This is a genomic window from Microbacterium sp. NPDC089987 (assembly GCF_044748505.1).
GTDB lineage: Bacteria > Actinomycetota > Actinomycetes > Actinomycetales > Microbacteriaceae > Microbacterium.
On record NZ_JBIVGE010000002.1, the window covers coordinates 604,575 to 631,069 of the forward strand.

At 68.3% G+C, this 26,495-nt stretch carries 21 protein-coding genes; 15 read left to right on the forward strand and 6 right to left on the reverse strand.

Features of this window, described 5'->3' with window-relative positions; genetic code table 11:
- Positions 1-28: 28 nt before the first annotated feature.
- The 4 genes from ACIPV2_RS10585 to ACIPV2_RS10600 are packed head-to-tail and all read left to right on the forward strand — an operon-like array spanning position 29 to position 4,403.
- Positions 29-745 carry a GntR family transcriptional regulator gene (locus ACIPV2_RS10585; RefSeq protein WP_400841018.1) on the forward strand — a complete coding sequence of 239 codons (717 nt, stop codon included), beginning with the start codon at positions 29-31 and terminating at the stop codon, positions 743-745.
- Entirely contained in the window at positions 742-2,268 is a 1,527-nt protein-coding gene (locus ACIPV2_RS10590) for an MmgE/PrpD family protein (protein WP_400841021.1), read from the forward strand. Before ACIPV2_RS10585 ends, ACIPV2_RS10590 begins: the two co-directional genes overlap by 4 nt.
- Complete coding sequence (prpB, locus tag ACIPV2_RS10595; protein ID WP_400841023.1) at positions 2,268-3,176, forward strand: methylisocitrate lyase; 909 nt, start codon at positions 2,268-2,270, stop codon at positions 3,174-3,176. The genes ACIPV2_RS10590 and prpB overlap by 1 nt, the downstream gene beginning before the upstream one ends.
- A gap of 36 nt (positions 3,177-3,212) precedes the next feature.
- Entirely contained in the window at positions 3,213-4,403 is a 1,191-nt protein-coding gene (locus ACIPV2_RS10600) for a bifunctional 2-methylcitrate synthase/citrate synthase (RefSeq protein ID WP_400841025.1), read from the forward strand.
- A 130-nt stretch (positions 4,404-4,533) separates the two neighbouring features.
- On the opposite strand, the gene ACIPV2_RS10605 is transcribed toward ACIPV2_RS10600, so the two are convergent.
- Positions 4,534-5,379, reverse strand: a complete 846-nt coding sequence (locus ACIPV2_RS10605) for an NAD-dependent epimerase/dehydratase family protein (RefSeq protein WP_400841027.1) — start codon at positions 5,377-5,379, stop codon at positions 4,534-4,536.
- A 223-nt stretch (positions 5,380-5,602) separates the two neighbouring features.
- Between ACIPV2_RS10605 and ACIPV2_RS10610 the strand changes: the two genes are divergently transcribed.
- The 9 genes from ACIPV2_RS10610 to ACIPV2_RS10650 all read left to right on the forward strand — a co-directional run bounded on the left by ACIPV2_RS10610 (position 5,603) and on the right by ACIPV2_RS10650 (position 16,078).
- Positions 5,603-7,030, forward strand: coding sequence for an MFS transporter (locus ACIPV2_RS10610; protein ID WP_400841029.1), 1,428 nt, complete (start codon positions 5,603-5,605; stop codon positions 7,028-7,030).
- Between the two features lie 114 nt (positions 7,031-7,144).
- A complete protein-coding gene (locus ACIPV2_RS10615) occupies positions 7,145-8,152 on the forward strand; it encodes a LacI family DNA-binding transcriptional regulator (protein ID WP_400841031.1) in 1,008 nt (335 codons plus the stop codon).
- Positions 8,153-8,326: 174 nt separating this feature from the next.
- Complete coding sequence (locus ACIPV2_RS10620) at positions 8,327-9,646, forward strand: ABC transporter substrate-binding protein (protein WP_400841033.1); 1,320 nt, start codon at positions 8,327-8,329, stop codon at positions 9,644-9,646.
- A 63-nt stretch (positions 9,647-9,709) separates the two neighbouring features.
- Positions 9,710-10,618: a carbohydrate ABC transporter permease gene (locus ACIPV2_RS10625; RefSeq protein ID WP_400841035.1), complete on the forward strand. Its 909-nt coding sequence runs from the start codon at positions 9,710-9,712 to the stop codon at positions 10,616-10,618.
- A gap of 7 nt (positions 10,619-10,625) precedes the next feature.
- Entirely contained in the window at positions 10,626-11,582 is a 957-nt protein-coding gene (locus ACIPV2_RS10630) for a carbohydrate ABC transporter permease (protein WP_400841037.1), read from the forward strand.
- 2 nt (positions 11,583-11,584) lie between these two features.
- Complete coding sequence (locus ACIPV2_RS10635; protein ID WP_400841040.1) at positions 11,585-12,907, forward strand: arabinan endo-1,5-alpha-L-arabinosidase; 1,323 nt, start codon at positions 11,585-11,587, stop codon at positions 12,905-12,907.
- Positions 12,904-13,590 carry a DUF624 domain-containing protein gene (locus tag ACIPV2_RS10640; RefSeq protein ID WP_400841043.1) on the forward strand — a complete coding sequence of 229 codons (687 nt, stop codon included), beginning with the start codon at positions 12,904-12,906 and terminating at the stop codon, positions 13,588-13,590. Before ACIPV2_RS10635 ends, ACIPV2_RS10640 begins: the two co-directional genes overlap by 4 nt.
- Positions 13,587-15,086: an alpha-N-arabinofuranosidase gene (locus tag ACIPV2_RS10645; protein ID WP_400841046.1), complete on the forward strand. Its 1,500-nt coding sequence runs from the start codon at positions 13,587-13,589 to the stop codon at positions 15,084-15,086. Before ACIPV2_RS10640 ends, ACIPV2_RS10645 begins: the two co-directional genes overlap by 4 nt.
- Positions 15,083-16,078, forward strand: a complete 996-nt coding sequence (locus ACIPV2_RS10650; RefSeq protein ID WP_400841049.1) for an arabinan endo-1,5-alpha-L-arabinosidase — start codon at positions 15,083-15,085, stop codon at positions 16,076-16,078. Before ACIPV2_RS10645 ends, ACIPV2_RS10650 begins: the two co-directional genes overlap by 4 nt.
- A 158-nt stretch (positions 16,079-16,236) precedes the next feature.
- Here the strand turns inward: ACIPV2_RS10650 and ACIPV2_RS10655 are convergent, their stop codons facing one another.
- The 5 genes from ACIPV2_RS10655 to ACIPV2_RS10675 all read right to left on the reverse strand — a co-directional run bounded on the left by ACIPV2_RS10655 (position 16,237) and on the right by ACIPV2_RS10675 (position 22,108).
- Positions 16,237-17,760 carry an alpha-N-arabinofuranosidase gene (locus tag ACIPV2_RS10655; RefSeq protein WP_400841051.1) on the reverse strand — a complete coding sequence of 508 codons (1,524 nt, stop codon included), beginning with the start codon at positions 17,758-17,760 and terminating at the stop codon, positions 16,237-16,239.
- Positions 17,761-17,782: 22 nt separating this feature from the next.
- The gene (locus ACIPV2_RS10660; protein WP_400841053.1) at positions 17,783-18,697 is read right to left on the reverse strand and encodes a carbohydrate ABC transporter permease; all 915 of its coding nucleotides are present in this window, start codon (positions 18,695-18,697) and stop codon (positions 17,783-17,785) included.
- Positions 18,697-19,638, reverse strand: a complete 942-nt coding sequence (locus ACIPV2_RS10665) for a carbohydrate ABC transporter permease (protein ID WP_101187718.1) — start codon at positions 19,636-19,638, stop codon at positions 18,697-18,699. The genes ACIPV2_RS10660 and ACIPV2_RS10665 overlap by 1 nt, the downstream gene beginning before the upstream one ends.
- Positions 19,635-20,969, reverse strand: coding sequence for an extracellular solute-binding protein (locus ACIPV2_RS10670; protein WP_400841057.1), 1,335 nt, complete (start codon positions 20,967-20,969; stop codon positions 19,635-19,637). Before ACIPV2_RS10670 ends, ACIPV2_RS10665 begins: the two co-directional genes overlap by 4 nt.
- 92 nt (positions 20,970-21,061) lie before the next feature.
- Positions 21,062-22,108, reverse strand: a complete 1,047-nt coding sequence (locus tag ACIPV2_RS10675; RefSeq protein WP_400841058.1) for a LacI family DNA-binding transcriptional regulator — start codon at positions 22,106-22,108, stop codon at positions 21,062-21,064.
- Positions 22,109-22,185: 77 nt separating this feature from the next.
- Here ACIPV2_RS10675 and ACIPV2_RS10680 point away from each other — a divergent pair, with 77 nt between their 5' ends.
- Both ACIPV2_RS10680 and ACIPV2_RS10685 read left to right on the forward strand, forming a co-directional pair.
- Positions 22,186-23,445, forward strand: a complete 1,260-nt coding sequence (locus ACIPV2_RS10680) for an FAD-binding protein (protein WP_400841060.1) — start codon at positions 22,186-22,188, stop codon at positions 23,443-23,445.
- 310 nt (positions 23,446-23,755) lie between these two features.
- Positions 23,756-26,470, forward strand: coding sequence for a family 43 glycosylhydrolase (locus ACIPV2_RS10685; protein WP_400841062.1), 2,715 nt, complete (start codon positions 23,756-23,758; stop codon positions 26,468-26,470).
- Positions 26,471-26,495 lie beyond the last annotated feature (25 nt).

Genomic DNA, 26,495 nt, shown 5'->3' on the forward strand with positions numbered 1-26,495 from the left:
AAGTCGGCTTTGTGTATACGCTGACGTCATGAGCACTGTCGTCGATCGCCTCCGCGCGAGCGACCGTGCCTACGCCACGCTGCTCGAGGAGATCCAGTCCGGCGCGCTCGCGCCCGGCACCGTGCTCGCCGAGGTCGAGCAGGCAGACCGCCTCGGCGTGAGTCGCACGCCGCTGCGCGAGGCCCTGCGGCGTCTCGCCGCCGACGGCCTCGCTGTGCAGCAGTCGCCGCGGGTCACCGTCGTCGCCGGTCTCGACTTCGCTGACATCCGCGCGCTGTTCGAGATCCGCCGGGCTCTCGAGGAGACCTCCGCCCGTCTCGCCGCGCAGCGGGGGGATGCCGCCGCCTTCGGCGCCCTGGCCGCGGAGTTCACCCGGGTCGACCTCGAGGGCGAGGACGGCCGGGACGCCTACTACGCTCTGATCGCCCGGCTGGATGCCGAGCTCGATGCCGCGGTGGGCAACGACTACCTCAGCTCCGCCCTGCGCACCGTCCGCACCCACCTGGTGCGCGTCAGGCGGATGGCGCGCGACAAGCCCGAGCGCCTCGCCGCCTCGGCGGCGGAGCACCAGCTGATCGCCCGTGCGCTGGCATCCCGCGATGCCGATCTCGCCGCCCACGCCACCCATGTCCACCTGCACAACGCTCTCGCGAGCATCCTCGAGAGTCTCGACGCGGACGCCGTTTCGCCTCGCTTCGCTCGCTCAACGACCGGGGACCAGTCCCCGCGGGAAGGAACCCCATGACCGTCAACCACCACGTCCGCGTCTACCGCTCCGAGGAGGAGCTGCCCCGCGAGGAGCAGCTGGCCTGGAAGATCGCCCAGGTCGCCGTCGACCCGGTCGAGGTCGATCCTGAGGTCGTCGACATGATCATCAACCGCGTGATCGACAACGCGTCGGTCGCCGCGGCATCCCTCACCCGCGCGCCCATCAACGCGGCGCGCGCGCAGGCCTTCAGCCACCCCATCTCGAACGGCGGCAAGGGCGCCACCGTCTTCGGCTGCCCGCTCGACCAGCGCACCAGCCCCGAGTGGGCGGCGTGGGCGAACGGCGTCGCCGTGCGCGAGCTCGACTACCACGACACCTTCCTCGCGGCCGAGTACTCGCACCCGGGCGACAACATCCCGCCGATCGTGGCCGTCGCCCAGCACGTCGGCTCCGACGGTCACGCGCTCGTGCGCGCCCTCGCGACCGGCTACGAGATCCAGGTCGACCTGGTGAAGGCGATCTCGCTGCACAAGCACAAGATCGATCACGTCGCGCACCTCGGCCCCTCGGCCGCGGCCGGCATCGGCACCCTGCTCGGCCTCGACGCCGAGACGATCTACCAGGCGATCGGCCAGGCGCTGCACACCACCACCGCGACCCGCCAGAGCCGCAAGGGCGAGATCTCGACCTGGAAGGCGCACGCTCCGGCCTTCGCGGGCAAGATGGCGGTCGAGGCTGTCGACCGCGCCATGCGCGGGCAGACTTCGCCCTCGCCCATCTACGAAGGCGAAGACGGCGTGATCGCCTGGATGCTCGACGGCAAGGACGCCTCGTACGAGGTGCCGCTGCCCGCGCCCGGCGAGCCCAAGCGCGCGATCCTCGACACGTACACGAAGGAGCACTCGGCCGAGTACCAGGCGCAGGCGATCATCGACCTCGCCCGCCGCCTCGGCACCGACAGCCCCGCCCTGCGCGACCCCGCCAACATCGAGTCGATCGTGCTGCACACCAGCCACCACACGCACAACGTGATCGGCTCGGGCGCAGGCGACCCGCAGAAGTACGACCCCACCGCCTCACGCGAGACGCTCGACCACTCGGTGCCGTACATCTTCGCCGTCGCCCTGCAGGACGGCACCTGGCACCACGTCGACTCGTACACCCCGGAGCGCGCGCAGCGTCCGGACACGGTCGAGCTGTGGCACAAGATCACCACGGTCGAGGATGCGGAGTGGACCCGCCGCTACCACTCCACCGACATCAGCGAGAAGGCGTTCGGCGGCCGGGTCGAGATCACCCTCACGGACGGCACGACCGTCGTCGGCGAGATCGCCGTCGCCGATGCGCACCCGCTCGGCGCCCGTCCATTCACCCGCGAGAACTACATCCGCAAGTTCCGCGTCCTCGCTCAGCCGGTGCTCGATGTCGTCGAGATCGAGCGGTTCCTCGAACTCGTCCAGCGTCTTCCCGAGCTCACCGCCGCCGAGGTGCAGGAGCTCTCGATCGTCGCGAAGAAGGGCGTGCTGGCATCCGCCGACGCCCCGAAGGGGCTGTTCTGATGCTGTATTCCGGAACGCCGGCACACGAGAAGCGCCGTCTGTTCCGTGAGCGTCTGGCGACCGGCGAGCTGCTGCGGTTCCCGGGTGCCTTCAACCCGCTGTCCGCGCGGCTGATCGAGCAGAAGGGCTTCGACGGGGTCTACATCTCGGGTGCCGTGCTGTCTGCCGACCTCGGGCTGCCCGACATCGGCCTGACGACTCTCACCGAGGTCGCAGGCCGGGGCCAGCAGATCGCCCGGATGACCGAACTCCCGGCGATCATCGACGCGGACACCGGCTTCGGCGAGCCGATGAACGTCGCCCGCACCATCCAGGCTCTCGAAGACGCCGGCATCGCCGGAGCCCACATCGAGGACCAGATCAACCCGAAGCGCTGCGGTCATCTCGACGGGAAGGCGGTGGTCGACGCGGATACGGCGGTCAAGCGCATCCGGGCCGCGGTCGATGCGCGGCGCGACGAGAACTTCCTCATCATGGCGCGCACCGACATCGCCGCCGTCGACGGACTCGACGCCGCGAAGGAGCGCGCCAAGGCGCTGGTGGATGCCGGTGCTGACGCGATCTTCCCGGAGGCGATGCGGTCGCTGGCGGAGTTCGCCGCGATCCGGGATGCCGTGGATGTGCCGATCCTGGCGAACATGACCGAGTTCGGCAAGTCCGACCTGTTCTCGGTCGACCAGCTGCGCGACGTGGGCGTGAACATCGTGATCTGGCCGGTGTCGCTGCTGCGCATCGCCATGGGCGCTGCCGGCCGGGCGCTGGATACGCTGAACGCCGAGGGGCACCTGACCTCGAAGCTCGGCGAGATGCAGCACCGCGCCGATCTCTATGATCTGATCGACTACGAGTCGTACAACCGCTTCGACTCGGGAGTCTTCAACTTCACCATCGACCGACCCGGTCGTTGAGCAGGCGAAGCGCGCCGAAACGCAAAGGAGCACAGCATGACTGATGCAGAGATCAGGAAGGGCCTCGCGGGCGTCGTCGCCGATGCGACGGCGATCAGCAAGGTCAACCCCGAGACCAACAGCCTGCTGTACCGCGGGTACCCGGTGCAGGAGCTCGCGGCGACGCAGTCTTTCGAGGCCGTCGCGTACCTGCTGTGGCACGGCGAGCTGCCGACCGACGAGCAGCTGGCGGAGTTCCGCGCGACCGAGCGGGCGCACCGCGCCCTGTCGCCCGAGGTCAGGGCCGCGATCGACGCGCTGCCGCTCGACTCGCACCCGATGGACGAGGTGCGCACGGCCGTGAGCGTGATCGGCGCCTTCGAGACCGCCGGCACCGGCAACGTGCTCGACGCGGTCGGCACCCCCGAGCAGAACCTGCAGCGCAGCCTGCAGCTGTTCGCGGTGCTTCCGGCCGTCGTCTCCTACGGGCAGCGCCGGCGCCGCGGGCAGGAGATCATCGAGTCGCGCGACGACCTCGACTACGCCGCCAACTTCCTGTGGCTGACCTTCGGCGAAGAGCCGCACGAGGCGGTCGTCGATGCGTTCAACCGCTCGATGATCCTGTACGCCGAGCACTCGTTCAATGCATCGACCTTCACCGCACGGGTGATCACCTCGACGCTCAGCGACCTGTACTCCGCGGTCGTCGGCGCGATCGGCGCTCTCAAGGGGCCGCTGCACGGCGGAGCCAACGAGGCCGTCATGCACATCTTCGACGAGATCGGCTCGGCTGACCGGGTCGAGGAGTGGCTCGACGCCGCGCTCGCCGAGAAGCGCAAGATCATGGGCTTCGGGCACCGCGTCTACAAGCGCGGCGACTCACGCGTGCCGACCATGAAGGCCGCACTCGACACCCTGGTCGCGCACTACGACCGCCCGGAGGTGGCCGAGCTGTACGAGAAGCTCGAGAGCGAGTTCGTCGAGCGCAAGGGCATCTACCCGAACCTCGACTACCCGTCTGGTCCGGCGTACAACCTGATCGGGTACGACACGCTGACCTTCACGCCGCTGTTCATCGCCGCTCGGATCGTGGGCTGGACCGCGCACATCCTCGAGCAGCAGGCCTCGAACGCCCTGATCCGCCCCCTGTCGGCGTACAACGGCGTCGACGAGCGGCACATCGAGGCGTACGAGCCCGACACCGCCGCGATCGACGTGCAGGAGCGCCCGGAGGAAGCCGCCGGCTGAGGGCATCCGCCGCTGCCGTCCTTCCACCCGAGAAACCACATCCCGCGCGAGAAACCACATCCCGCACGAGAAACCACGCCTGAGCGTGTGTCTGATGCGGGATGTGGTTTCTCGCGCGTGGGCGCCGGGCTCAGACGTGGTCGCGCCAGGAGTGCTTCGGCTCGAAACCCAGCACGTCTCTGGCGTGGTCGATCGAGAGCAGCGTCTCGTGCGCTCCGACCTCACGAGTCACCGGCACGTCGGGGAAGACCTCGGCGATCAGCTCGGAGTTGGGCCGCGACATGACGGTGTCTGCAGCCGCGATGATGAAGCGGTCGAACCCCGGCTCCGCCACCTGCAGCGCGCGCTCGACCGCCTGTGCGCCATCGCGGGCGTCGATGTAACCCCACAGGTTCCACTTCCGCTTCAGGGCGTCATCGTCGAAGGACGGGAACTCGGCGTAGTCCTCCGGCACCATCACGTTCGAGAACCGCAGAGCGGTGATCGACAGATCGGGATGCCAGCGCACCAGCTCCCGGGCCAGCTGCTCCTCAAGGGTCTTCACCAGCGAGTACACCGACTCGGGGCGGGCGGGGTACTCCTCGTCGACGGGGATGTACGGCGGCGGCACATCGAACGGCAGGCCCAGCACCGTCTCGCTGGATGCGTAGACGATGCGGCGGATGCCCAGACGCACGGCGGCCCAGAAGACGTTGAACGTCGCAGGCATGTTGTTGTGGAAGGTCGCGACATCGCTGCGGATGCCGGGAGCAGGGATGGCCCCGAGGTGCACGACCGCGTCGATGCCGTCGTGCTGGTCGCCGACCGCGGTGAGCGCGTCCACGACCTGGCCGTAGTCGGTGAGATCGACCTGCACGAAGCCGTCGGCGCGAGTGCCCGTGAGATCCATGCCGACGACGTCCCAGCCGTTCGCGCGCAGGTCGCGCGCGACGACGGTGCCGAGTTTTCCGGATGCTCCGGTCAGTGCGATGCGCATGGTCGCCGTCCTTCCATCGAGGCCTGTGAGGCAACGCTATATGCCGCGACGCCGATACCACCGCGTTAGCGTGTCTCGGCCGTCCGGGTCAAGAGTGTCCTGGCCCGGCATCCGTCGGAGTAGAAACGGATGCCAGGGGCGCGTCGCCCCCTACGAGAAGGGGAGCTCCATGCCTGGGTCCGGAGGGAAAGTCACAGAAGTGCGGTCGCTGGTTCCAGCGCGGATGGATCGACTGCCGTGGTCGCGATTCCATTGGCTGATCATCGTCGGACTCGGCTTCTCGTGGATCCTCGACGGACTCGAGGTGCAGATCGTCGCGGCGAACGGCTACGCCAAGACACTCGGAATGGGCCCGGCTGAAGTGGGACTGGCCGGCACCTGCTATCTGCTCGGTCAGGTGTTCGGAGCGCTCGTATTCGGGCGCCTGGCGGATCGCCTCGGACGCAAGAAGCTGTTCCTCCTCTCGCTCGCCGTCTACCTGGTCGGCTCGGCCGTGGCGGGCCTGGCGTTCGCCCCCTGGTTCTTCTACATCTGGCGGTTCGTGGCGGGTGCCGGGATCGGCGGCGAGTACGCGGCCATCAACTCGGCCATCGATGAGATCATCCCGGCGAAGTACCGCGGTCGTGTCGACATCGCCATCAACGGGACCTACTGGGGCGGCGCTGCCCTCGGTGCCGTGGCGAACATGTTCTTCCTGAACACCGAGATCCTCCCCGTCGACCTGGGCTGGCGGCTGAGCTTCTTCCTCGGGCCGGTGCTGGGTGTGCTGATCATCTGGCTGCGCCGGCACATCCCGGAGAGCCCGCGGTGGCAGATGACCCACGGGCGCGAGGATGCCGCGGAGCGCAACGTCGACGACATCGAGGAGCGCATCCGCCGCGAGGGCAAGACCATCGACCCCGTCGACGAGAGCAAGGCGATCACGGTCAAGGAGTACGGCAGCGTCCCCTTCCTCGTCATCATGAAGGTGCTGTTCAAGAAGTACCCCCGACGCACCCTGGTCGGCATCACGATGATGATCACGCAGTCGTTCCTGTACAACGCGATCTTCTTCACCTACGCGCTGGTGCTGGAGAACTTCTACGACACGCCCCCGGCATCCGCGGGCCAGTACTTCATCATCTTCGCCGTCGGCAACCTCACCGGCGCACTCGTGCTGGGGCACTTCTTCGACACCTGGGGGCGCCGGCGGATGCTGTTCGGCACCTACGTGCTGGCCGGCTTGATTCTGCTGGTGAGCGCCTTCATGTTCAACGCCGGCGTGCTGAACGCCGCGACGCACACGGCATTCTGGTGCGCGTCGTTCTTCTTCGCCTCGGCCGGCGCTTCGGCCGCATATCTGACCGTCAGCGAGATCTTCCCGCTCGAGCTCCGCAGCCAGGTGATCTCGTACGTCTTCTCGATCGGTCAGCTCGTCGGCGCGATCGCTCCCGTCCTGTACGGCTCGCTGATCGGCGCAAGCGCGGAGACGGGTGACCGCGGGCCGCTGTTCTGGGGATACGTGCTCGGCTCGGCGGTGATGATCTTCGGCGGAGTGATCTGCGGGATCTTCGGCATCAGCGCCGCCGGCAAGTCGCTGGAGGACGTCGCCGACCCCCTCTCACTGGTGTCCCCGGCCGAAGACGGCGTCACGCCGAAGGACGGGAGCTGAAGCCCACACGACGGCAAGGGCCGGGGCACCGCGGAACGCCGGAGTCTGCAACGTTGTAACGTTGGCACCGAGCGGCATCGTCCGATGCCCGTCGTCAAGCGGGGAAGGATGCCGATGGCTGTCACGCTGCACGATGTGGCGAGACTGGCGGGGGTCTCGATCAAGACGGTGTCCAACGTCATCAACGACTACCCGCACATCCGCCCCGCCACGCGCGAGAAGGTCGAGAGGGCGATCGGCGAGCTGGGCTACACGCCCAACCTCACCGCGAGGAACCTGAGGTCGGGGCGCACCGGCGCGATCGCTCTCGCCCTGCCTGACCTCAGCCTGGCCTACTTCGCCGAGCTCGCCGCCCAGGTCATCCACGAGGCGGAGGCCGCCGGCGTCGTCGTTCTCGTCGAGCAGACCGGCGCAGACCGGGAGCGCGAACTCGATCTGCTGCGCAGCCCTCGACTCAAGCTCACCGACGGGCTGATCTTCAGCCCGCTCGGCATGGGACCTGATGATGTGGCCGCTCTGGATGTGCCCTACCCGCTGGTGCTGCTCGGCGAGCGCATCTTCGACGGCCCGACCGATCACGTCACCATGCGCAACGTCGACGCCGCGCGCGCAGCGACCGAGCACCTCCTCGCACAGGGCCGTCGCCGGGTCGCAGTCGTCGGGGCGCACGAGGGCGAGATCGTCGGTTCGGCGGCCTTGCGGCTTCAGGGGTACCGCGAGGCGCTGGAGGCGGCAGGCATCGCGTACGACGACTCGATCGTCGGATACACGACTCTGTGGCACCGGGCCAACGGCGCCGACTCGATGCGCGACATCCTCGCCAGGGGTGGGGAGTTCGACGCCGTGTTCGGGCTGAACGACACCCTCGCGCTCGGCGCGATGCGCGTGCTGCAGGAGACGGGACGACGGGTGCCCGATGACGTCTCGGTGATCGGCTTCGACGGTCTGGACGAGGCGGCCTACTCGATTCCGTCGCTCACGACGGTCGATCCCGGCCGCAGCTGGATCGCGAAGACCGCCGTGTCGACGCTGCTCGAGCGCATCGGTGGAGCGGCGGATGCCACCCCGCGAACCCTCTTCGCCGACTACCGCATCCTCGAGCGCGAGTCGTCCGCCCGCTGATCCGCGCCGCGGGTGAATGCCGCGGTGCGTAGGAAGAGCAGTTGACAGCGCCCGCTCGTCGGGTCACAATATCTCTACAACGTTTACTACAACGTTGTAAATCCATGAGGATCGCTGGGCGGCTTGGCGCTGAGCGATGACATCGAAGTCAGCTCTGAGAGGAAGACCCGCACAATGAAGTCACGGATCCTGGCCGTCGCCGGTGTGATCACACTCGCCGGCATCACCGCAACCGGCTGCTCCGCATCCGGAGCCGCGAGCGACGACGGTACGCTCACCTTCATGTTCCGCGGCAGCGACGCCGAGAAGGCCGCCTACACCAAGGCGATCGAGGAGTTCGAGAAGGCCAACGACGTCGATGTGAAGATCATCATGACCACGGCCGACGAGTACAGCACGAAGCTCAAGGCGGCCATCGCAGGCAAGAAGATCCCGGACGTCTTCTACGTCGACCCGGGCAGCGTGCAGGCGTACGTCCGCTCCGGCATCATCAAGGACATCACCGAGACTGTCGAGAAGGAGGTCGATCTCGACAACGTGTGGGCGTACGGGGTCGACAGCTACCGCTTCGACGGCACCCTCATGGGCAAGGGCGGCATCTACGCCATGCCGAAGGACGTCGGCCCGTTCTCGTTCGGGTACAACAAGACGATGTTCGAGCAGGCGGGCGTGCCCCTGCCCGACGTCGACCAGCCCTACACCTGGGCCGAGTTCATCGACGTCGCCAAGAAGCTGACGAAGGACACCGACGGCGACGGCGAGCTCGACCAGTGGGGCACCGGCCTCAACGTGCAGTGGAACCTGCAGCCGTTCGTCTGGTCGAACGGCGGGGATTGGCTCAACGAAGACCGCACCGAGGTGACGGTCGACAGTCCCGAATTCGTCGAGGCCCTGCAGCTCTTCGCCGACATGAGCACGAAGGACGGCATCACGCCCTCGAGCTCGGACTCGCAGACCCTCGACACCTATCAGCGCTGGATGAAGGGCGAGATCGGGTTCTTCCCCGTCGGCCCCTGGGACGTGCCCACCTACGAGAAGCTCGACTTCGAGTGGGACCTGATGCCCTACCCGGTCGGCAAGACCGGTGAGACCGCCACCTGGACCGGAACCCTCGGCATCGCCGTCAGCGAGAGCACCAAGAACGCCGAGCTCGCCACCAAGCTCGCGATCTACCTCTCCACCAACGAGGCCGCGCAGCAGTCGCTCGTCGACGATGGCGTGCAGATCCCCAACCTCATCGACATGGCCGACACCTGGGTGGCCGATTCCACCACGCAGCCGGCGAACAAGCAGGAGTTCCTCGACATCGTCCAGGACTACGGCCGCGCGCTGCCCGCCAACACCACGTACAGCGCTGAGTGGTACGACGAGCTCTGGAAGAACATCCAGCCCGTGCTCGACGGCAAGCAGAGCGCGAAGGACTACCTCGAAGAGGTGCAGCCGCGCATGCAGGAGCTGCTCGACAAGGCCAACGCCGACGCCGGCATCGGCTGATCATCCGCCGGGGGCGCACGGCGCCCCCGGCCCCCGCATCCGGTACCCGAAAGGAGGTGAGCCATGATGGGCTCTCCGACCACCATCCGCCGTTCCCGACTCCACCGCCGAGAGCACCTGGCCGCGGCCGCCTTCATCGCGGCTCCCGTCATCGGCTTCCTCATCTTCATCGGCTACCCGATGCTGTACGCCGTGTACGCCTCGTTCACCAAGTGGAACGGCCTGAGCGAGCCGACGTTCAACGGTCTCGACAACTACGTCGAGATGGTCAACGACCCCTACTTCTGGAAGGCGATGGGCAACACCGTCTTCATGATGATCGGCATCCCGATCGGCCTGATCATCTCCCTCCTGCTCGCCCTCGCGCTGAACCGGCGCATGCGGGGCACGACCTTCTTCCGCACGGTCTACTACGTGCCGGTCATCTCCTCGCTCGCCGCCGTGGCGATCCTGTGGCAGTGGGCCTACAACGGCGACTTCGGACTCATCAACCAGGTGCTCGCGATGTTCGGCATCGACGGGCCGAACTGGCTGCAGGATGCATCAACGGCGAAGCCCGCGATCATCATCATGGCGGTGTGGAAGGGCATCGGCTTCTCGATGCTGCTCTATCTCGCCGCCCTGCAGTCCGTGCCGAGGCACCTGTACGAGGCTGCGGCGATCGACGGCGCGAACGCCCTGCAGCAGTTCCGTCACATCACCATCCCGATGCTGCGACCGGTCACCTTCTTCCTCGTGGTCACCAGCATCATCGGCGGGGCGCAGATCTTCATCGAGATCAACATCATGACCCCCACCGGAGGGCCCGAGTTCTCCACGGCATCCATCGTCTGGTACATCTGGCAGAAGGCCTTCAACTACCTGCAGATGGGCTATGCCACCTCGATGTCCGTGGTGCTGGGACTGCTGGTGTTCGTCATCACGGCGATCCAGTTCCAGATGAACCGACGCTCCCAGTTCTCGATCGAGTGAGGCAGCCATGACTCTTACCACTTCGCCGCCGCCCGCGACCGCACTGGCCGTGCTCCCGCCGGATCACCGGAGCCCTCGCCGTCGTCGGCGCGGTGCGCCCGGCGACTCGGCCGTCCCGGTGGGCATGCGCTCGCGCGCGTACCGCTCGATGAACGTCATCGTCACCATCGTGCTCGCCATCGGCGGCGTCATCATGATCGCGCCGCTGCTGTGGACCTTCACGACCTCGCTGAAGACGAGAGAGGCCGTGTTCGCGCTGCCTCCGCAGTGGATCCCCGACCCCGTGCAGTGGGAGAACTACCTGCGCGTGTGGTCGGCCGGCCCGCTCGCCAGCGGCATCTGGAACAGCATCGTCGTCTCGGTGAGCGTGACCGTGGTCGGCACCGCGACCAGCGCACTCGCCGCCTTCGCGTTCGCCAAGATGCGGCTGCCGTTCAAGAACGTCGTGTTCCTGACCCTGCTCGTGGCGATCATGATCCCGTTCCCGACGATCATGATCCCGCAGTTCAAGATGTTCGGCGATCTGGGCATGGTCGACACCCTGTGGCCGCTCATCCTGCCCGGACTGTTCGGCAACATCGTGATGATCTTCTTCCTGCGCCAGTTCCTCGACTCGGTGCCCGACTCGATCATCGAGGCGGCCAAGCTCGACGGCGCCGGGTACCTGCGCATCTTCTGGACGCTCATCTTCCCTGCCATCCGGCCCGCGGTCGCGGCGCAGTTCATCCTGTGGTTCATGGCGGTGTGGAACGACTACCTGGCGCCGATCATCTACCTGAACTCTCCCGACAGGCAGACGCTGCAGCTCGTGATCGCGAGCTTCAACGCCACCTACGCGAGCCAGACCGACTACCCGCTGATCATGGCGGCATCGTTCATCGCGCTCATCCCCGTGCTCGTCGTGTTCGTGATCTTCCAGCGGCAGATCATCGAATCGGTCGCGCTGACCGGAGCGAAGGGCTGATCGTGTTCGACACGGCAGACACCGCGACCTGGGGTGCCCGAAACGCGCACGACCCGACCGTCGTGCGCGGAGACGACGGCCTCTGGTACATGTTCTCGACCGACGCCGCGTCCGGGCTCGACCGGGTGCCGGCGGGCGCGCACGTGCGCACTTCGCCGGATCTGGTCACGTGGACCTACCGCGGCACGGCCCTCGAGGGCGTTCCGGCGCCGGCCGCCTCCTGGTCGGCGGCCGCGGGACTGTGGGCGCCCGAGGTGGTGCGCTGGCCCGCGTCGGATGCCGATGGCGCGGCGCAGCGCGAGGCGCGCTGGCACATGTACTACTCCGCCTCGACCTTCGGCTCGCGCACATCGGCGATCGGCCTGGCCACCGCACCCGAGCCGGCCGGCCCCTGGCACGACGAGGGCATCGTGATCGCGACGGATCACGCGAGTGACACGATCAACGCGATCGACGCCGCGATCATCTTCGACCGGCAGGGCTCGCCCTGGATGCTGTACGGATCGTTCTTCGGCGGCATCCACGCCGTCGAGCTCGCGCTCGAGACCGGCAGACGACTCCGCGACGAGCCGGGCACGCTGATCGCCCGCCGCCCGGTCGGCGTCGACGGCGCCATCGAGGGCGCCTACGTGGTGGAGCGCGACGGACGCTACGTGCTCTTCGTGTCGTACGACTCGCTTGTCGACACATACAGCGTGCGAGTCGGCGTCTCCGACTCGATCACCGGGCCCTACCTCGACCACCAGGGGCGCGATCTCACCTCGCCGACCGAGGAGGACGCCGTCGCGACCGGCACCAAGGTGCTCGGGGGCATGCGCCTGCCGGGGGCCGCGGGGCTGATCGCGCCGGGGCACAACTCCATCTTCCAGGACGGCGCCGACACCTTCATGGTTCATCACGTGCGCTTCGCGGACGCGCCGGCCGAGCACGAGGCGCAGATCCGACGCGTGCACTGGACGACCTCGGGCTGGCCCGTGGTCTCGCCGCACGCGTACGCCGGCCCCGGCACCGAGCGCCTCGCGACTGCCGAGCCGGTGGCGGGGGACTGGGATGCCGTGCGCTTCGCGCCGGAGAACGCCGGCATCGTCGACGCCGAGCGGGTGCGCATCGAGTCGGATCTCGTGTGCGCAGGGGAACCGGTCGCGACGCGGCTCAGAGTGATCGCCGATGCCCCGCCGCGCTCCGGCGGATCGAGAGCGACGGCCGTGCTGGATGCCGTGGTCTTCGGTGCGTGGGATCAGGTCGCCGGATGCACGGTGCTCGCGTTCAGCGGCATCGACCCGGACGGCGTGATCTGGAGCGGCTCGAAGGCGGTGGAAGCATGAGCGCCGACGCCTACCCTGCTGCAGGCTGGACCGGCCGGGTCATGCAGGCGCTGAACGCCGTGTGGACCCTGGTGCTCGTCAACCTGCTGTTCGCCGGCGGCGTGCTCGCGGGGCTCGTGGTGGCAGGCGTCATGCCGGCCGGTGTCGCTGCGGCATCCGTCCTGCTGCCCGGCGGGCCCTCCGCCGGCGACGGCCTCGTGCGGGCCTTCGCGCGGCAGTACCGCGCCTCCTTCCGGAGGGCGAGCCTCACCGGCATCCCGTTCCTGATCGCCGGTCTGCTGCTGGCCGCCGATGCGATGGTGCTGTCCCGTCTCGACGGCCCTGCCGCCGCCGGACTGTCCGCACTCACCGCGGTCGTCGCTCTCGTCGTGATCGTCGCTCTCGCCGTCACGGTGACCCTGCTCACACGACACGACGACCGCCCCGCTGCGGTGCTGCGTGCGGCCGTCGCCGTCGCACTCGCCGCGCCGCTCACCGGCCTCGGCGTGCTGCTCACTCTGCTCGCCACCGCGGTCATCGCCGCGGTGCTCCCCGTGACGATCCCGCTCGTCGGCGTCTCCCTGCCGCTTGCGATCGCCGTGCGCCTGATCGACCGCCGACTCGCCCGCCTTCCGCTCGGCGCTTCCCAGCCGATCCTCGACTCAGCCTCCGACCCCCATCACCCAGACAAGGAAATCCTGTGACCAAGGCACGCATCTCCATCGACCGGACCGCGGTCGTCGCTCCGATCGATCGGCGCATCTTCGGCTCGTTCGTCGAGCACCTCGGCCGCTGCGTCTACGACGGCATCTACGAGCCCACCCACTCGACCGCCAACGAGGACGGCTTCCGTCTCGACGTCGTCGACCTCGTGCGCGAGCTCGGCTCGACCACCATCCGCTACCCCGGCGGCAACTTCGTCTCGGGCTTCCGCTGGGAGGACTCGGTCGGCCCCCGTGAGAATCGCCCCGTGCGCCGGGATCTCGCCTGGCACTCGCTCGAGACCAACCAGGTGGGCGTCGACGAGTTCTCGCGCTGGCTCGAGCTCACCGGCTCCGAGCTGATGATGGCCGTCAACCTGGGCACCCGAGGCATCGAGGCGGCTCTCGACCTGCTCGAGTACTGCAACCACCCCTCCGGCACGGCGCTCAGCGACCAGCGCATCGCCAACGGCACCGTCGAGCCGCACGACATCCGCATGTGGTGCCTCGGCAACGAGATGGACGGCCCCTGGCAGACGGGCTACATGACCGCGGAGGACTACGGCAAGATCGCCGCTCGCACCGCGCAGGCCATGAAGTCCGCCGACCGCACCCTCGAGCTGGTGGTGTGCGGGTCGTCGGGCTCTGCCATGCCGACCTTCGGCGACTGGGAGCGCACGGTGCTCGAGCACACGTACGAGCACGTCGACTTCATCTCGTGCCACGCGTACTACCAGGAGCGCGGCGGCGACCTCGCCTCGTACCTCGCGTCGTCCATCGACATGCAGTACTTCATCGAGACGGTCGTCGCGACCGCCGACCACGTCGGACACAAGCTCAAGTCGAGCAAGAAGATCAAGCTCTCGTTCGACGAGTGGAACATCTGGTACCTCGACGAGCACCGCGAGTCGGACGAGGTCAACGACGAGTGGCGCTACGCGCCTCGCCAGCTCGAGGACGTCTACTCGGTGGCGGATGCCGTGGTGCTCGGCAACCTGCTGATCACGCTGCTGAAGAACCATGACCGCGTCGCGTCGGCCTCACTCGCGCAGCTCGTGAACGTGATCGCTCCGATCATGACCGAACCGGGCGGTGACGCCTGGCGGCAGACCACCTTCTTCCCCTTCTCGGTCACCTCCCGGCTGGCGAAGGGCGAGATCATCAAGCCCCGCATCGAGGCCGGCACCTATGAGACGGCCGTCTACGGAGAGGCGCCGCTGGTCGACTCGGTGGTCACCGTCGACGAGGGATCCGCCGCGGTGTTCCTCGTGAACCGCAGCCAGACCGAGCCGATCGAGGTGAACATCGCCGTCGACGGACTCGGCATCTCGACGATCGACGAGGCGGTCACGCTGTGGGACGACGACGTGTATGCGAAGAACACGCTCACCGACCAGAACCGCGTGGGCCTGAAGAGCCTCGAGGGGGCGACGATCAGCGACGGCGTCCTGACCGTGACGCTTCCGCCCGTCTCCTGGTCGGCACTGTCGCTGTCGTGACCCGATCGCCGCGCTCGGTCGGCGCCGCCGTCGCGATCCTCGCGGCGGCGGCGCTGGCCGGCTGCGCGCCCGCCGCGCCCGCCCCGACGCTGACCGGTGACGTCTTCGTGCACGACCCCGCGTACGTGCAGACCGACGAGGCCCACTTCGTGTACTCGACCGGTGACGGGCGGATCGCCGACGGCAACATCCAGGTCCGCCGCTCCGATGACGGCGTCGACTGGGAGTACGCGGGAGAGGTGTGGGATGCGAAGCCTGCGTGGCTCGATGAGGCCGTGCCCGGGGTCGACAACCTCTGGGCGCCCGAGCTCTACGAGCACGACGGCACCTGGTACCTCTACTACTCGGTCTCGACGTTCGGCAGCGGGGACTCGGTCATCGCGCTGGCGACGAACACCACCCTCGACCCTGCCGACGACGATTACGAGTGGGTGGACCGCGGCGAGGTGATCGCCTCGGAGGGCACAGACTTCAACGCGATCGACGCCGGCATCGTCGAAGACGCCGACGGCACCCCGTGGATGTCGTTCGGATCGTTCTCGTCGGGCATCCGGATGGTCGAGCTCGAATGGCCGAGCGGCCTGCGCGCCGACGCCGCCGAACCGCTGCGGCTCGCCGATCGCGGTCTCGTCGAGAACGCGATCGAAGCGCCGTACGTCGTCGCCCGTGACGGGTGGTTCTATCTCTTCGCCTCCCGCGGCTTCTGCTGCAAGGGCGTGGACAGCACGTACGAGATCATCGTGGGCCGGTCGAAGGATCTCGCAGGGCCCTACCTCGATGCCGATCACCTCGCCTTGCTCGACGACGGCGGCACGGTCGTGCTCACCGGCGACGGCGCCGACCGGATCGGCCCCGGGGGACAGTCGGTCTTCGGCTACACGCTCGCGTTCCACTTCTACGACGGGGCAGCCGACGGCATCCCGACGCTCAACCTGCTGCCCCTGCGCTGGAAGGACGGCTGGCCGAGCGCCGAGTGGCGTCCGACCCCCTGACTCCCGAGCGGCCAGCGCCGGGTGCGGATGGCCGAAGTCGGCGGGCCTCCTGTCGGCGGCTTTCGTCATGGACCCTGAGCTCACGGCATCCGGTGCTGCCACCGCGCCGTCTCGCTGCCGCGGGCGGTCTGACCGTCGGCGCCCGCGCGGCCTGCGCATCAGCCCAGCTCGATCACCGACCACGAGAGCGGCGGCAGCGTGGCGCGCACGGCGCCGTCGACGACCTCGGCGGCCGTCAGCGGCAGCATGTGCACCGTGTCGGGCGCGGACTCGAGGTTGGCCGTGTGGCGGTCGCCGCCCTCCGGGATCGTCAGCGTCTCAGCGTTCGCGATCCGCAGGTCGCCGAAACCGCGCAGGTCGACGGTGAGGTCGTTCGCCGAGTCGAGCGAGCGGTTCGCCACGAACAGCACCACCCGGCCGGTCTCCTCGTCGAACGTCGCCGCGGCGTCGATCGAGTCGACGTCACCGTATCGCTTCGTCGAGATCTGCGACGCCGCGACGGCCAGGCGCAGGATGCGGCCGCGCGCAAGCCGGGCCATCCGCTCGAACGGCCAGAAGCTGGTCTGCCGCCAGGCGGGCCCGCCCTGCTCCGAGCGGATCGGCGCGATCACGTTGACCAGCTGCGCCTGGTTGGCGATGCGCACCCGGTCGCCGTGGCGCAGCAGGCTGTTGAGGAAAGTGCCCACGACGACGGCATCCGTCACCGAGTAGGTGTCCTCGATCAGCCGCGGATGCTCACGCCACGTCTTCGAGACCTGGTGCGGCTGGTCATCGGTGTCGAGGCCCGACTGATACCAGACGTTCCACTCGTCGAATGAGATGTCCACCTGTCTGGTGTGCTTGCCGGCGGCCTTCACGGCATCGACCGTCGCGATGACACCCTCGATGAAGGCATCCATCTCGACCGCCTCGGCGAGGAACGATTCGGCGTCGCCGTCATGCTCCTGGTAGTACGCGTGCATCGAGATGTAGTCGACCTCGTCGTACGCGTGCGTGAGAACGGTGTGCTCCCAGGAGCCGAAGGTGGGCATGCCGCGATTCGACGACCCGACCGCGACGAGCTCGATCGAGTCGTCGACGAGCTTCATCGCCTTCGCCGTCTCCTGCGCGAGCCGACCGTACTCGGCAGCGGTCTTGTGACCGATCTGCCACGGCCCGTCGAGCTCGTTGCCCAGGCACCACAGCTTGATGTCGAACGGGTCGGCCGCGCCGTTGCGACGGCGCAGATCCGACCAGTACGTGCCGCCCGGGTGATTGGCGTACTCGACCAGCGCACGGGCCTCCTCGACACCGCGCGTGCCGAGGTTGATCGCCTGCATGATCTCGACGTCGGCCTCGCGGGACCAGTCCACGAACTCGTGCAGACCGAACGCGTTGGTCTCGATGGTGTGCCAGGCGCCGTCGATGCGCACCGGGCGGTCCTCGACCGGCCCGACGCCGTCCTCCCATCGGTACCCCGAGACGAAGTTGCCGCCGGGGTAGCGCACGACGGTCGGTCCCATCTCTCGCACGAGCTCGAGCACGTCGCGCCGGAAGCCGCGCTCGTCGGCCTGCGGATGCCCGGGTTCGTAGATGCCGGTGTACACGCATCGACCCATGTGCTCGACGAAAGAGCCGAACAGACGTCGGGGCACGTCGGCGATCGTGAAGTCGCGGTCGATGGTGATGCGGGCCGAGGTCATGGTTCTCCTTTTTGCGAGGGGATCACTGACCGCCGAAGCCGCTGGTCGCGACTCCCTTGACGATCTGCTTCTGGAAGATGATGAACACGATGATGAGCGGCAGAGCGGCGAGCACCGCCTGGGCCATGACCTGCGCGTACTGCACGCCATACGCGCTGATGACCGTCTGCAGTCCGACCGGCAAGGTCATCAGCGTCGTGTCGTTGATCACGAGGAACGGCCAGAGGAAGTTGTTCCAGGCCGCGATGAAGACGAAGATCGCGACGGATGCCAGGATCGGGCGCGACAGCGGCAGCACGATCGACCAGAAGATGCGCAGTCGACCTGCGCCGTCGACGCGGGCCGCGTCCTCCAGCTCGATCGGGATGGCATCGAAGAACTTCTTGAGGATGAACACCATCGCCGGTGCCACCACCTGAGGCAGGATCAGACCCCAGTGCGTGTCGATCATGTCGAAGGCGAGCATCTCGTAGAACAGCGGGATGATCAGAACCTGCGGAGGCACCACGATCGACGCGATGATCAGTGCGAACAGCCACCGGCGTCCGGTGAAGTCGAGCCGCGAGAAGGCGTAGGCCGCGAGCGACGAGATCGCCAGGGTGATGACGGTCACGGCCAGCGACGTCCACAGGCTGTTCAGGGCCCACAGGTACACGTTGCCCTGGGCCAGGATGGCCGCGAAGGCCTCTGTGGTGGGGCCGGAGGCGCCGATCCAGGAAGGGTCTCCGGAGGCGGCATCCGTCTCGGTCTTGAAGGCGGTCGCCAGTGCCCACAGGAACGGCAGCAGCCAGCCGATCGCGAGCAGCGCGAGGATGACGAAGGCGACGACGCGCAGCGGCGCGAACGGCTTCTGCCCGGGTACGCGCGCCCGATGCACACGCCGCGCACGCTGCTCGCGGGGCACCGTGACGGTCTCGGTGTGCGAGATGGTGGCCATCACAGCTCCTTCTTCCGGCGGACGATGAGCGCCTGAGCGACCCCGACGATGATGATGAGGGCGAAGAACACGTACGAGATCGCGGCGGAGTAGCCGAATCGGTAGCTGACGAAGCCGGCCTCGTAGACGTACTGCACGATCGAGCGGGTGGTGTCGCTCGCGACCCCTCCGAGCATCTGGTACGCCTGGTCGAAGAGCTTCAGCGAGGCCAGCACCTGCAGGATCAGGATGAGCACGGTGGCCGGGCCCAGCTGGGGGAGGGTGATCGACCAGAACTGCCGCCACGCGTTCGCCCCGTCGAGCGAGGCGGCCTCGTACTGCTGCGGCGGGATGTTCTGCATGGCGGCGAGGTAGAGCAGGAAGTTGAACCCGACCGTCCACCACACCGTCGCGATCACGATCGACAGCATGTTCGTGTCGGGGTTCTGCAGCCAGGCGATCGGCTCGAGGCCGAGCGCCTTGAGGATGTTGTTCGCGGCGCCGATCTGCGGGTTGAAGATCCACACCCAGATCTGCGAGATGACGGTGGATGCCAGCAGGTACGGCATGAAGAACGACAGCCGCCACAGCCACTGGCCGGGGAGGCCGCGGTCGACGAGAGCGGCCATGACCAGCGCGAGCGCGACCAGCGGCACAGTCGAGAGCACAGTGAACCACAGCGTGTTCCACAGCGACTGCCACATCACCGGGTCGCCGAGCGCTTCGGCGTAGTTGGCGAAGCCGACGAGCCCGCCGCCGGCGCCGGTGAGCGACTGGTCGGTGAAGCTCAGGTAGATGCCGTGCACGATCGGCCAGATGAGGAAGAGGGCGAACGCGATGAGGAACGGCGTGAGGAACGCCCAGCTGACCAGCTGCTCTCGCCGCTGGATGCCGGCGGGGCGGAACCGCGTGTCGGACTTGCGGCCGGTGACGACCGTGCGGGTGCTCGCTGTGGTCGTCATGACTTCGTCCCTTCGGGATCGGCGGGGTTGGGCTGGGCGAGCAGCGTGTTCACGCGACGCTCGAACCGGTCGATGGCCGCAGCGGGATCGTCGCCGCTGAGCAGCACCCCCTGCACGGCGGCGCCGAATTCGCCCTGGAAGTTCGAGCCGGAGCCGGTGAACCAGGCCGTCGGGTCGTAGACGACGTGCTCCGCCGCTTCGGCGTAGTGCGCCTGCGGGATCAGATCCGCGTACTCGGGCGACGAGGTCACGGGCAAGTACGCGGGGATGTGACCGGCCTCGGCCCAGCCGAACGATCCCTTGAGCATGTCGGCGACGAACTGATAGGTGAGGTCGCGCCGGTGCTCGTCGGCGCGGGCCTGGTGCGGCAGCACGAAGGAGTGCGAGTCGGCGTACACGGCGGGCGTGCCGTACAGGGTGGGGATCATCGTGGCGTCGAACGGGATGCCCGCGCTGAGCATGGTCCGCAGCTCCCAGACGCCGGTCATCAGCATCCCGCTCTTCCCGGTCGCGAACTCCGCGATCGCGCTGCCGTAGTCGTTCTGCGCCGCGGCGATCTCGCCGTCGAGAAGCGACTGCATGTATGCGAGGGTCTCGACCGCGGCATCCTTGTCGATCCCCATCCGGCCTCCGGCCGGAAGCTCGATCTCGAGTCCGTGCTGGGCGTACAGGCCGTAGAACAGACGCCACATCTGCGCGCCGTCACCCAGGTACCCGTACGACAGGGCGTGCCCTTCGGCGACACCCGCCACGGCACGCAACTGGTCGAGGAACTCCTCGGGCGACGAGGTGGGCCTCAGTGTCCCGTCGGAGTCGAGCTGCCCGGCCGCGTCGCAGACGTCCGTGTTGTACATCAGCACGAAGGGGTGGGCGTCGAGCGCGACGCTGAACAGCCGGTCGCCCGCGAAGCCCTTCTGCCAGATCGGGCCCGGAAAGGTGCTCTCGTCGACCCCGAGCTCGGCGAGCCGGTCGACGTCCCAGCTGTCGAGCAGGCCGCCGGGAGCCCAACCCGGCACGCGCGTCGCATGCATGATGGCGACGTCGGGTGCCCGTCCGCCGGCACCGGCCATCGCGAGTTTCGTGTAGTACGGCGTGCCCCAGGCGAGCACGGTCGGTCGGATGCGGTACGCGTCCTGCGCGTGGTTGACCTTGTCGAGCAGAGCCGACATGGTCACGCCGTCGCCGCCGGAGAGCAGGTGCCAGAACTGCAGGGCCTGCGTGCCGGAGCCGCTGACCGCACCGGGTGCGCATCCGGCGAGCAGGGCGGTGCCGGCAGCCGCGGATGCGGCGGCGAGGAACTGCCTTCGGGAAAGATCGAGCGGAGGTGTCATCACTGCTCCTTCGTCACCTCGTTGTGAACGCGTCCATCATTACATCGTGGTAATCAGGACGCAAGAGGGTGTTCGGACCGCTTTCGGTCGGGTCAGGCCCGGTGCCCCGCAGGCCTGGCCGACGTGCTCGCCCGCGCGCGGATCGCATGCGGCAGCGTCACACTGCGCGGCGGCATGGCGCGGTCGTCCATGCGCGCAGTCAGCAGCGTCAGGGCCGCTTCGGCCAGGGCATCCCGATCGAAGGCGACGGTGGTGAGCGCGGGCGCGGTGAACGCCGACAGCTCGACATCGTCGAAGCCGGTCAGCAGCACGTCGTCGGGAACCCGGATGCCGTGGGTGTCGAGCGCGTGCAGCGCCCCGAGAGCGAGCGAGTCGGTGAACGCGATCACCGCGTCTAACGCGATTCGGCGGTTCAGCAGCTCCTGCATCGCCGCCGCGCCGGACGCCATCGACCAGGGCAGCCGGTTCAGTTCGCGGGACGGATCGTGCGGGATGCCCGCTTCGCGCAGCGCATCGCGCACGCCCTCCAGCCGCTGACGGCTGGTGGCGGTCGCGTGCCGCGGATCGTCGTCACCGCCGATGACGGCGACGCGGCGGGCACCTTTCGCCAGCACATGACGGGTCATGTCGGCTGCGGCGCGCCTGCTGTCGATGCGGACGTGGTCTGCGCGGTGCTGCTCGACCTCGCCGATGACCACCAGCGGCGGAAGCTGATCGGCATGGCGGAGGATGCTGTCCTCCAGGCGCACGGGATTGAGGATCAGACCGTCGACCAGGCGGGTGCGTGCGCGGGCGAGCAGCTCGCCCTCGCGCTCGGGCTCCAGCGCGGTCTCCTCGATCTGCACGGCGAGACCTCGCTGGTGGGCGGCCTGCACGATGCTGTGCACGAGCTCCGCGGAGTACGCGGTCGCGAGATCGGGCAGGGCCACCGCGATGGTTCCCGACCTGCCGGTGCGCATGCCCCGTGCGCTGAGATTGGGCACGAAGTCGAGCTGCCGCATCGCCTGCTCGACCTTCTCCCGAGTCTCGCCGCTCACGGCGAACGAGCCGGTGACCACATTCGACACGGTCTTCGCTGATACGCCGGCGAGAGCTGCGACGTCCTTCATGGTCGCTCGGCGCGCGGGTGGCGGAGTCATCCGGTCAGTGTAATGGCGACGGGATGCGCGACCGCGGCGGGCTTACATCGATGTAACGACCGTGCGATCATGGCGTGATGAGCACAGAGCGCAACTGGGCAGGCAACCTGAGCTACGAGGCCTCGAGCCTCGTGCACCCCGAGTCCCTCGAGGAGGCGCGGGAGGCGCTCGCCTCGAGCGAGCGGGTCCGGATGCTCGGCACCAGGCACTCGTTCAACGACATCGCAGACACCGACGGAGTGCTCATCGCGCTCGACCGGATGCCCCGGGTGATCGAGATCAGCGATGCGCGCGACGCCGTGCGCGTCAGCGGCGGGCTGCGCTATGGCGACATCGCCCCGCAGCTCGACGCCGCCGGTCTCGCACTCGCCAATCTCGCCTCGCTGCCGCACATCTCGGTCGCCGGTGCGGTGGCCACGGGCACCCACGGCTCGGGAGACGAGATCGGCTCGCTCGCGGCCGCGGTGCGGGGGCTCACGCTGCTCACGGCATCTGGTGAGGTCCGCGAGCTGCGCCGAGGCGATCCGGGCTTCGACGGCGCCGTCGTCTCGCTCGGCGCCCTCGGCGCGGTGATCGACCTCACGCTCGACGTGGAGCCCACCTACACGGTCGCGCAGCACGTGTACGAGGGGCCGAGCTGGGACGCGATCCTCGCCGACCTGGATGCGGTCACGAGCGCCGGCACGAGTGTCAGCATCTTCTCGACATGGCGGCGCACGGATGCCGCCGATCAGCTGTGGGTCAAGCAGCGTCAGCCTGATGACCGCGTCGATCAGCGGCTCACGGTCATCGCCGACCTCGGGGCTGTGCCCGCTGCGGAGAAGCGCCATCCGATCCTCGGGGCCGATCCGCAGGCCTGCAGTGAGCAGGGCGGTGTTCCCGGCGAGTGGTTCGAGCGGCTGCCGCACTTCCGGCTGGCGTTCACCCCGTCGGCCGGCGTCGAACTGCAGAGCGAGTACCTCGTGCCGCGTCGCGACGCGGTCGACGCGATCGAGGCGGTGCGCGGGCTCGCGTCGCGCATCGCCCCGCTGCTGCTCGTGAACGAGATCCGCACGGTGCGAGCCGACGACCTCTGGTTGAGCTCGTCGTACGGGACGGATGCCGTAGGCCTCCACTTCACCTGGCGACCCGACGAGCCGGCGGTGCGGGCGCTGCTGCCGGAGATCGAGGCGGCTCTGCCGGGCTCAGCGCGACCGCACTGGGGCAAGATCTCGACGCTCGACGCTGACGAGGTGCGCGCGCGCTACCCGCGTTGGAACGACTTCGCGGCGCTCGCCGCATCGTACGACCCCGATCGTCGCTTCGTGAACCGGCGCCTGGAGATGCTCGGACTCTGACCTTCTCTCCCGGTTTCGCCTCCCGGCGATCCGACCCTTGTGTTCCCCGTTGTGATACCGGTAACATCCGAGTCAGCTGGCCCCAACGTCGTGGCATCCGTCGTATCTCGAGGAGGAGACACTCACCCCACCGAACCCGGTGGCACGGCCCCAGCTGATCGCGGCTCTCGCCGCCGACCCGACCGGGTCGATCTTCCCCCCTGCCGTCTCAGGGCGCGCACGTGCGGCACTCCCCTCGTGCCGCTGCTCGAGCGCGCCCGCGCTCCGGCGCGCCCTGAGACGGTCGATGCACTAGAAGGAGTTCGTAGACGTGAGAACACACGACAACCCTGCGCGCGGTCGGCGCCGATCAGCGCGGCGCATGGCCGCGGTGATCGGAGTCAGCGCGCTGGTCGCCTCGTCGGCGACCGCCGTCGGCCAGGCCGCCTTCGCGGCCCCGGTGACCGCTCCCATGGCGGCGACCGCGGAGATCGACGCGGTGCCGGGAAACCTGCTGCCCGACGGGCGGTTCGCGGGCAGCCTGACCGGGTGGACGACCGCCCGCGGCGGCGAACTGGCGCTGACCACCGACGCGGCCAGCGGCTCGCACGCCCTCGCGGTCACGAAGCGGCAGAACACCCAGTCGGGTCCGTTCGCCGACGTCTCGGGCAAACTCGAGGTCGGCGCCACCTACCGGATGAGCGGAAAGCTGAAGTACACGGAGGGCGAAGCGACGCAGCGCTTCAACTTCACCTTCTGCCCGTCAAACTTCAACGGCTGTGCCGACTACGGTCGCGCCTTCCCCAAGGGCCAGTGGGAGTCGTTCTCCCAGGAGTTCACGGCGGAGGCGAAGCACGCTGACGCGAACTGGTTCTTCATCGAGACGCCGTGGGGCTCGAACGCCCTGCAGGACTTCGCCGTCGACGAGATCTCGCTGATCAAGATCGCGGACGCTCCGGAGCAGCCGGCCTTCCAGGCTCTCGAGGACGTGCAGACGAAGCCGATCGGCGACCACAACCCGCTCGTCGGTCACAAGTTCGGCGCCGACCCGCACCACCTGGTGTACAACGGTCGCCTCTACATCTACTCCACCGATGACACGCAGCAGTACGAGGCGAACAGCAAGGACGCCAACGGCCTGCCGACGCAGTCCAACGGCTACGGAGCGATCACGCGACTCAACGTGATGTCGACCAGCGACATGGTGAACTGGGTCGATCACGGTGCGGTGCCGATCGCTCGCGAGGGTGGAGCCGCTCCCTGGGCGCGCAACTCCTGGGCCCCGGCCGCGATCGAGAAGGACGGCAAGGTCTACCTGTACTTCTGCGACAGCGGCACCGGAACAGCCGTCGTCGTCGGAGGCTCGCCGCTCGGCCCGTGGAAGGATCCGCTGGGCAAGAAGATCATCCCCGACACTGTGGACCGTGACTACATCGCCTCCGGTGGCTTCCCGGCAGGAATGTGGCTCTTCGACCCGGAGGTCTTCATCGACGACAAGGACGGGCAGGCGTACCTGTACTTCGGCGGCAACTCCCAGATCGGCACCGCGCCGAACGTGCAGGGCCCGCAGAACCCGAAGTCGACCCGAGTGGTGAAGCTGAAGGGCGACATGGTCACCCTCGACGGCGATCCGGTCGAGATCGACGGCCCCGGCATGTTCGAGGCGTCGAGCATGTTCAAGCGCGACGGCAAGTACTACTACTCCTACTCCTCGAACTTCCAGGTGAAGGAGGAGGCCGGCAAGTACCCGAAGACCGGGGCGATCGCCTACATGATGACGGACGACCCGATGGATCTCACGGCATCGAAGTACGCGGGCGAGGCCTTCCTGAACCAGTCGACGTTCTTCGGTGCCGGCAACGGCGGCAACAACCACTCCGACATGTTCACCTACAAGGGCGAGACGTACTTCACGTACCACACGCAGACACGCGGAGCCGCGTGGGCCGCCGCGTTCGGCAGCCCCGGCGCCACGCAGGGCTACCGCTCGGTGCACATCGACAAGCTGGAGTTCAACGCGGACGGCACGATCAAGCCCGTCAAGGGCACGCGCCAAGGCGTCGAGCAGGTCGAGGCGTTCAACCCGTACCGCACGTTCGAGGCGGAGACCCTCGCCTGGCAGCTGGGCATCACCACCGTCAAGACGGAGGCAGCCTCGGTCGAGTTCCCCGAGCACAACGGCGGGGGCAACCTCGTCGTGTCGTCGATCGATGACGGGGACTTCACCGGCATCTCCGGTGTGGACTTCGGGGCCGGCGCGAAGACCGTGTCGGCGCGCGTGAAGCCACTGACCGAGGGCAGCAGCGTCCAGGTCCGTCTCGACCAGCCCGACGGTCCGGTCGTGGCGACCCTGCCCGTCGAGGGCGCAGTCGGCGAATGGACGACCGTCCAGGCCGACGTCGAGGGTGCAGACGGGAAGCACGACGTGTTCTTCGTGTTCGCCGGAGCCGAGGGCGTCGAGGCCGGTGTCGACCTCATGGAGGTGGACAACTGGGCGTTCACCGGATCGCAGGACTCGGTCCCCGGTGAGCAGGAGTTCGCAGCGGAGCTGTCGAGCAACCAGGTCGTTGCCGGCGGATCGGTGACGGTCACCGCGTCGGGTGTCGAGGCCGACGAGGTCGAGATCGGCATCGAGAGCGCCTACCGCAAGCTCGCCACGGCGCAGGTGGAGGACGGTGCGCTGTCGGCGACCGTCGTGATCCCGACCGACACCGAAGCCGGCGCGCACGAGATCGTGCTGCGGGCCAACGGAGTCGAGCTGAAGCGCCTGCCCTTGACGGTCACGGCCGCGGCGGCCCCTGGCGATGGCGATCCGGGTGATGGCGGTGCGAGTGATGGCGGTGCGAGCACCGGTGGCTCCGGCGCCGGCGGTTCCAGCACCGCGGGCTCGACGGCGGGCGGTTCGGGCGGCGCACTCGCCACCACGGGTGCCGACGGCTCGGGCAGCGCCCTGGCCGCGGTGATCGGGGCACTGCTGCTGGCGGGGGGTTCGGGTCTGTGGATGCTGCGGCGCCGGCGGTCTGTCGTAAGCGAGCACTCCGCCTGACACTGAGCCGTCGGCCTCTGCGCTG

Coding starts and splice junctions, on each gene's coding strand:
- ACIPV2_RS10590 (WP_400841021.1), top strand. CDS start 742: ATGACCGTCAACCACCACGTCCGCGTCTACCGCTCCGAGGAGGAGCTG.
- ACIPV2_RS10605 (WP_400841027.1), bottom strand. CDS start 5,379: ATGCGCATCGCACTGACCGGAGCATCCGGAAAACTCGGCACCGTCGTC.
- ACIPV2_RS10660 (WP_400841053.1), bottom strand. CDS start 18,697: ATGGCCACCATCTCGCACACCGAGACCGTCACGGTGCCCCGCGAGCAG.
- ACIPV2_RS10640 (WP_400841043.1), top strand. CDS start 12,904: ATGAGCGCCGACGCCTACCCTGCTGCAGGCTGGACCGGCCGGGTCATG.
- ACIPV2_RS10585 (WP_400841018.1), top strand. CDS start 29: ATGAGCACTGTCGTCGATCGCCTCCGCGCGAGCGACCGTGCCTACGCC.
- ACIPV2_RS10600 (WP_400841025.1), top strand. CDS start 3,213: ATGACTGATGCAGAGATCAGGAAGGGCCTCGCGGGCGTCGTCGCCGAT.
- ACIPV2_RS10670 (WP_400841057.1), bottom strand. CDS start 20,969: ATGACACCTCCGCTCGATCTTTCCCGAAGGCAGTTCCTCGCCGCCGCA.
- ACIPV2_RS10630 (WP_400841037.1), top strand. CDS start 10,626: ATGACTCTTACCACTTCGCCGCCGCCCGCGACCGCACTGGCCGTGCTC.
- ACIPV2_RS10625 (WP_400841035.1), top strand. CDS start 9,710: ATGATGGGCTCTCCGACCACCATCCGCCGTTCCCGACTCCACCGCCGA.
- ACIPV2_RS10665 (WP_101187718.1), bottom strand. CDS start 19,638: ATGACGACCACAGCGAGCACCCGCACGGTCGTCACCGGCCGCAAGTCC.
- prpB (WP_400841023.1), top strand. CDS start 2,268: ATGCTGTATTCCGGAACGCCGGCACACGAGAAGCGCCGTCTGTTCCGT.
- ACIPV2_RS10680 (WP_400841060.1), top strand. CDS start 22,186: ATGAGCACAGAGCGCAACTGGGCAGGCAACCTGAGCTACGAGGCCTCG.
- ACIPV2_RS10655 (WP_400841051.1), bottom strand. CDS start 17,760: ATGACCTCGGCCCGCATCACCATCGACCGCGACTTCACGATCGCCGAC.
- ACIPV2_RS10675 (WP_400841058.1), bottom strand. CDS start 22,108: ATGACTCCGCCACCCGCGCGCCGAGCGACCATGAAGGACGTCGCAGCT.
- ACIPV2_RS10615 (WP_400841031.1), top strand. CDS start 7,145: ATGGCTGTCACGCTGCACGATGTGGCGAGACTGGCGGGGGTCTCGATC.
- ACIPV2_RS10610 (WP_400841029.1), top strand. CDS start 5,603: ATGGATCGACTGCCGTGGTCGCGATTCCATTGGCTGATCATCGTCGGA.
- ACIPV2_RS10620 (WP_400841033.1), top strand. CDS start 8,327: ATGAAGTCACGGATCCTGGCCGTCGCCGGTGTGATCACACTCGCCGGC.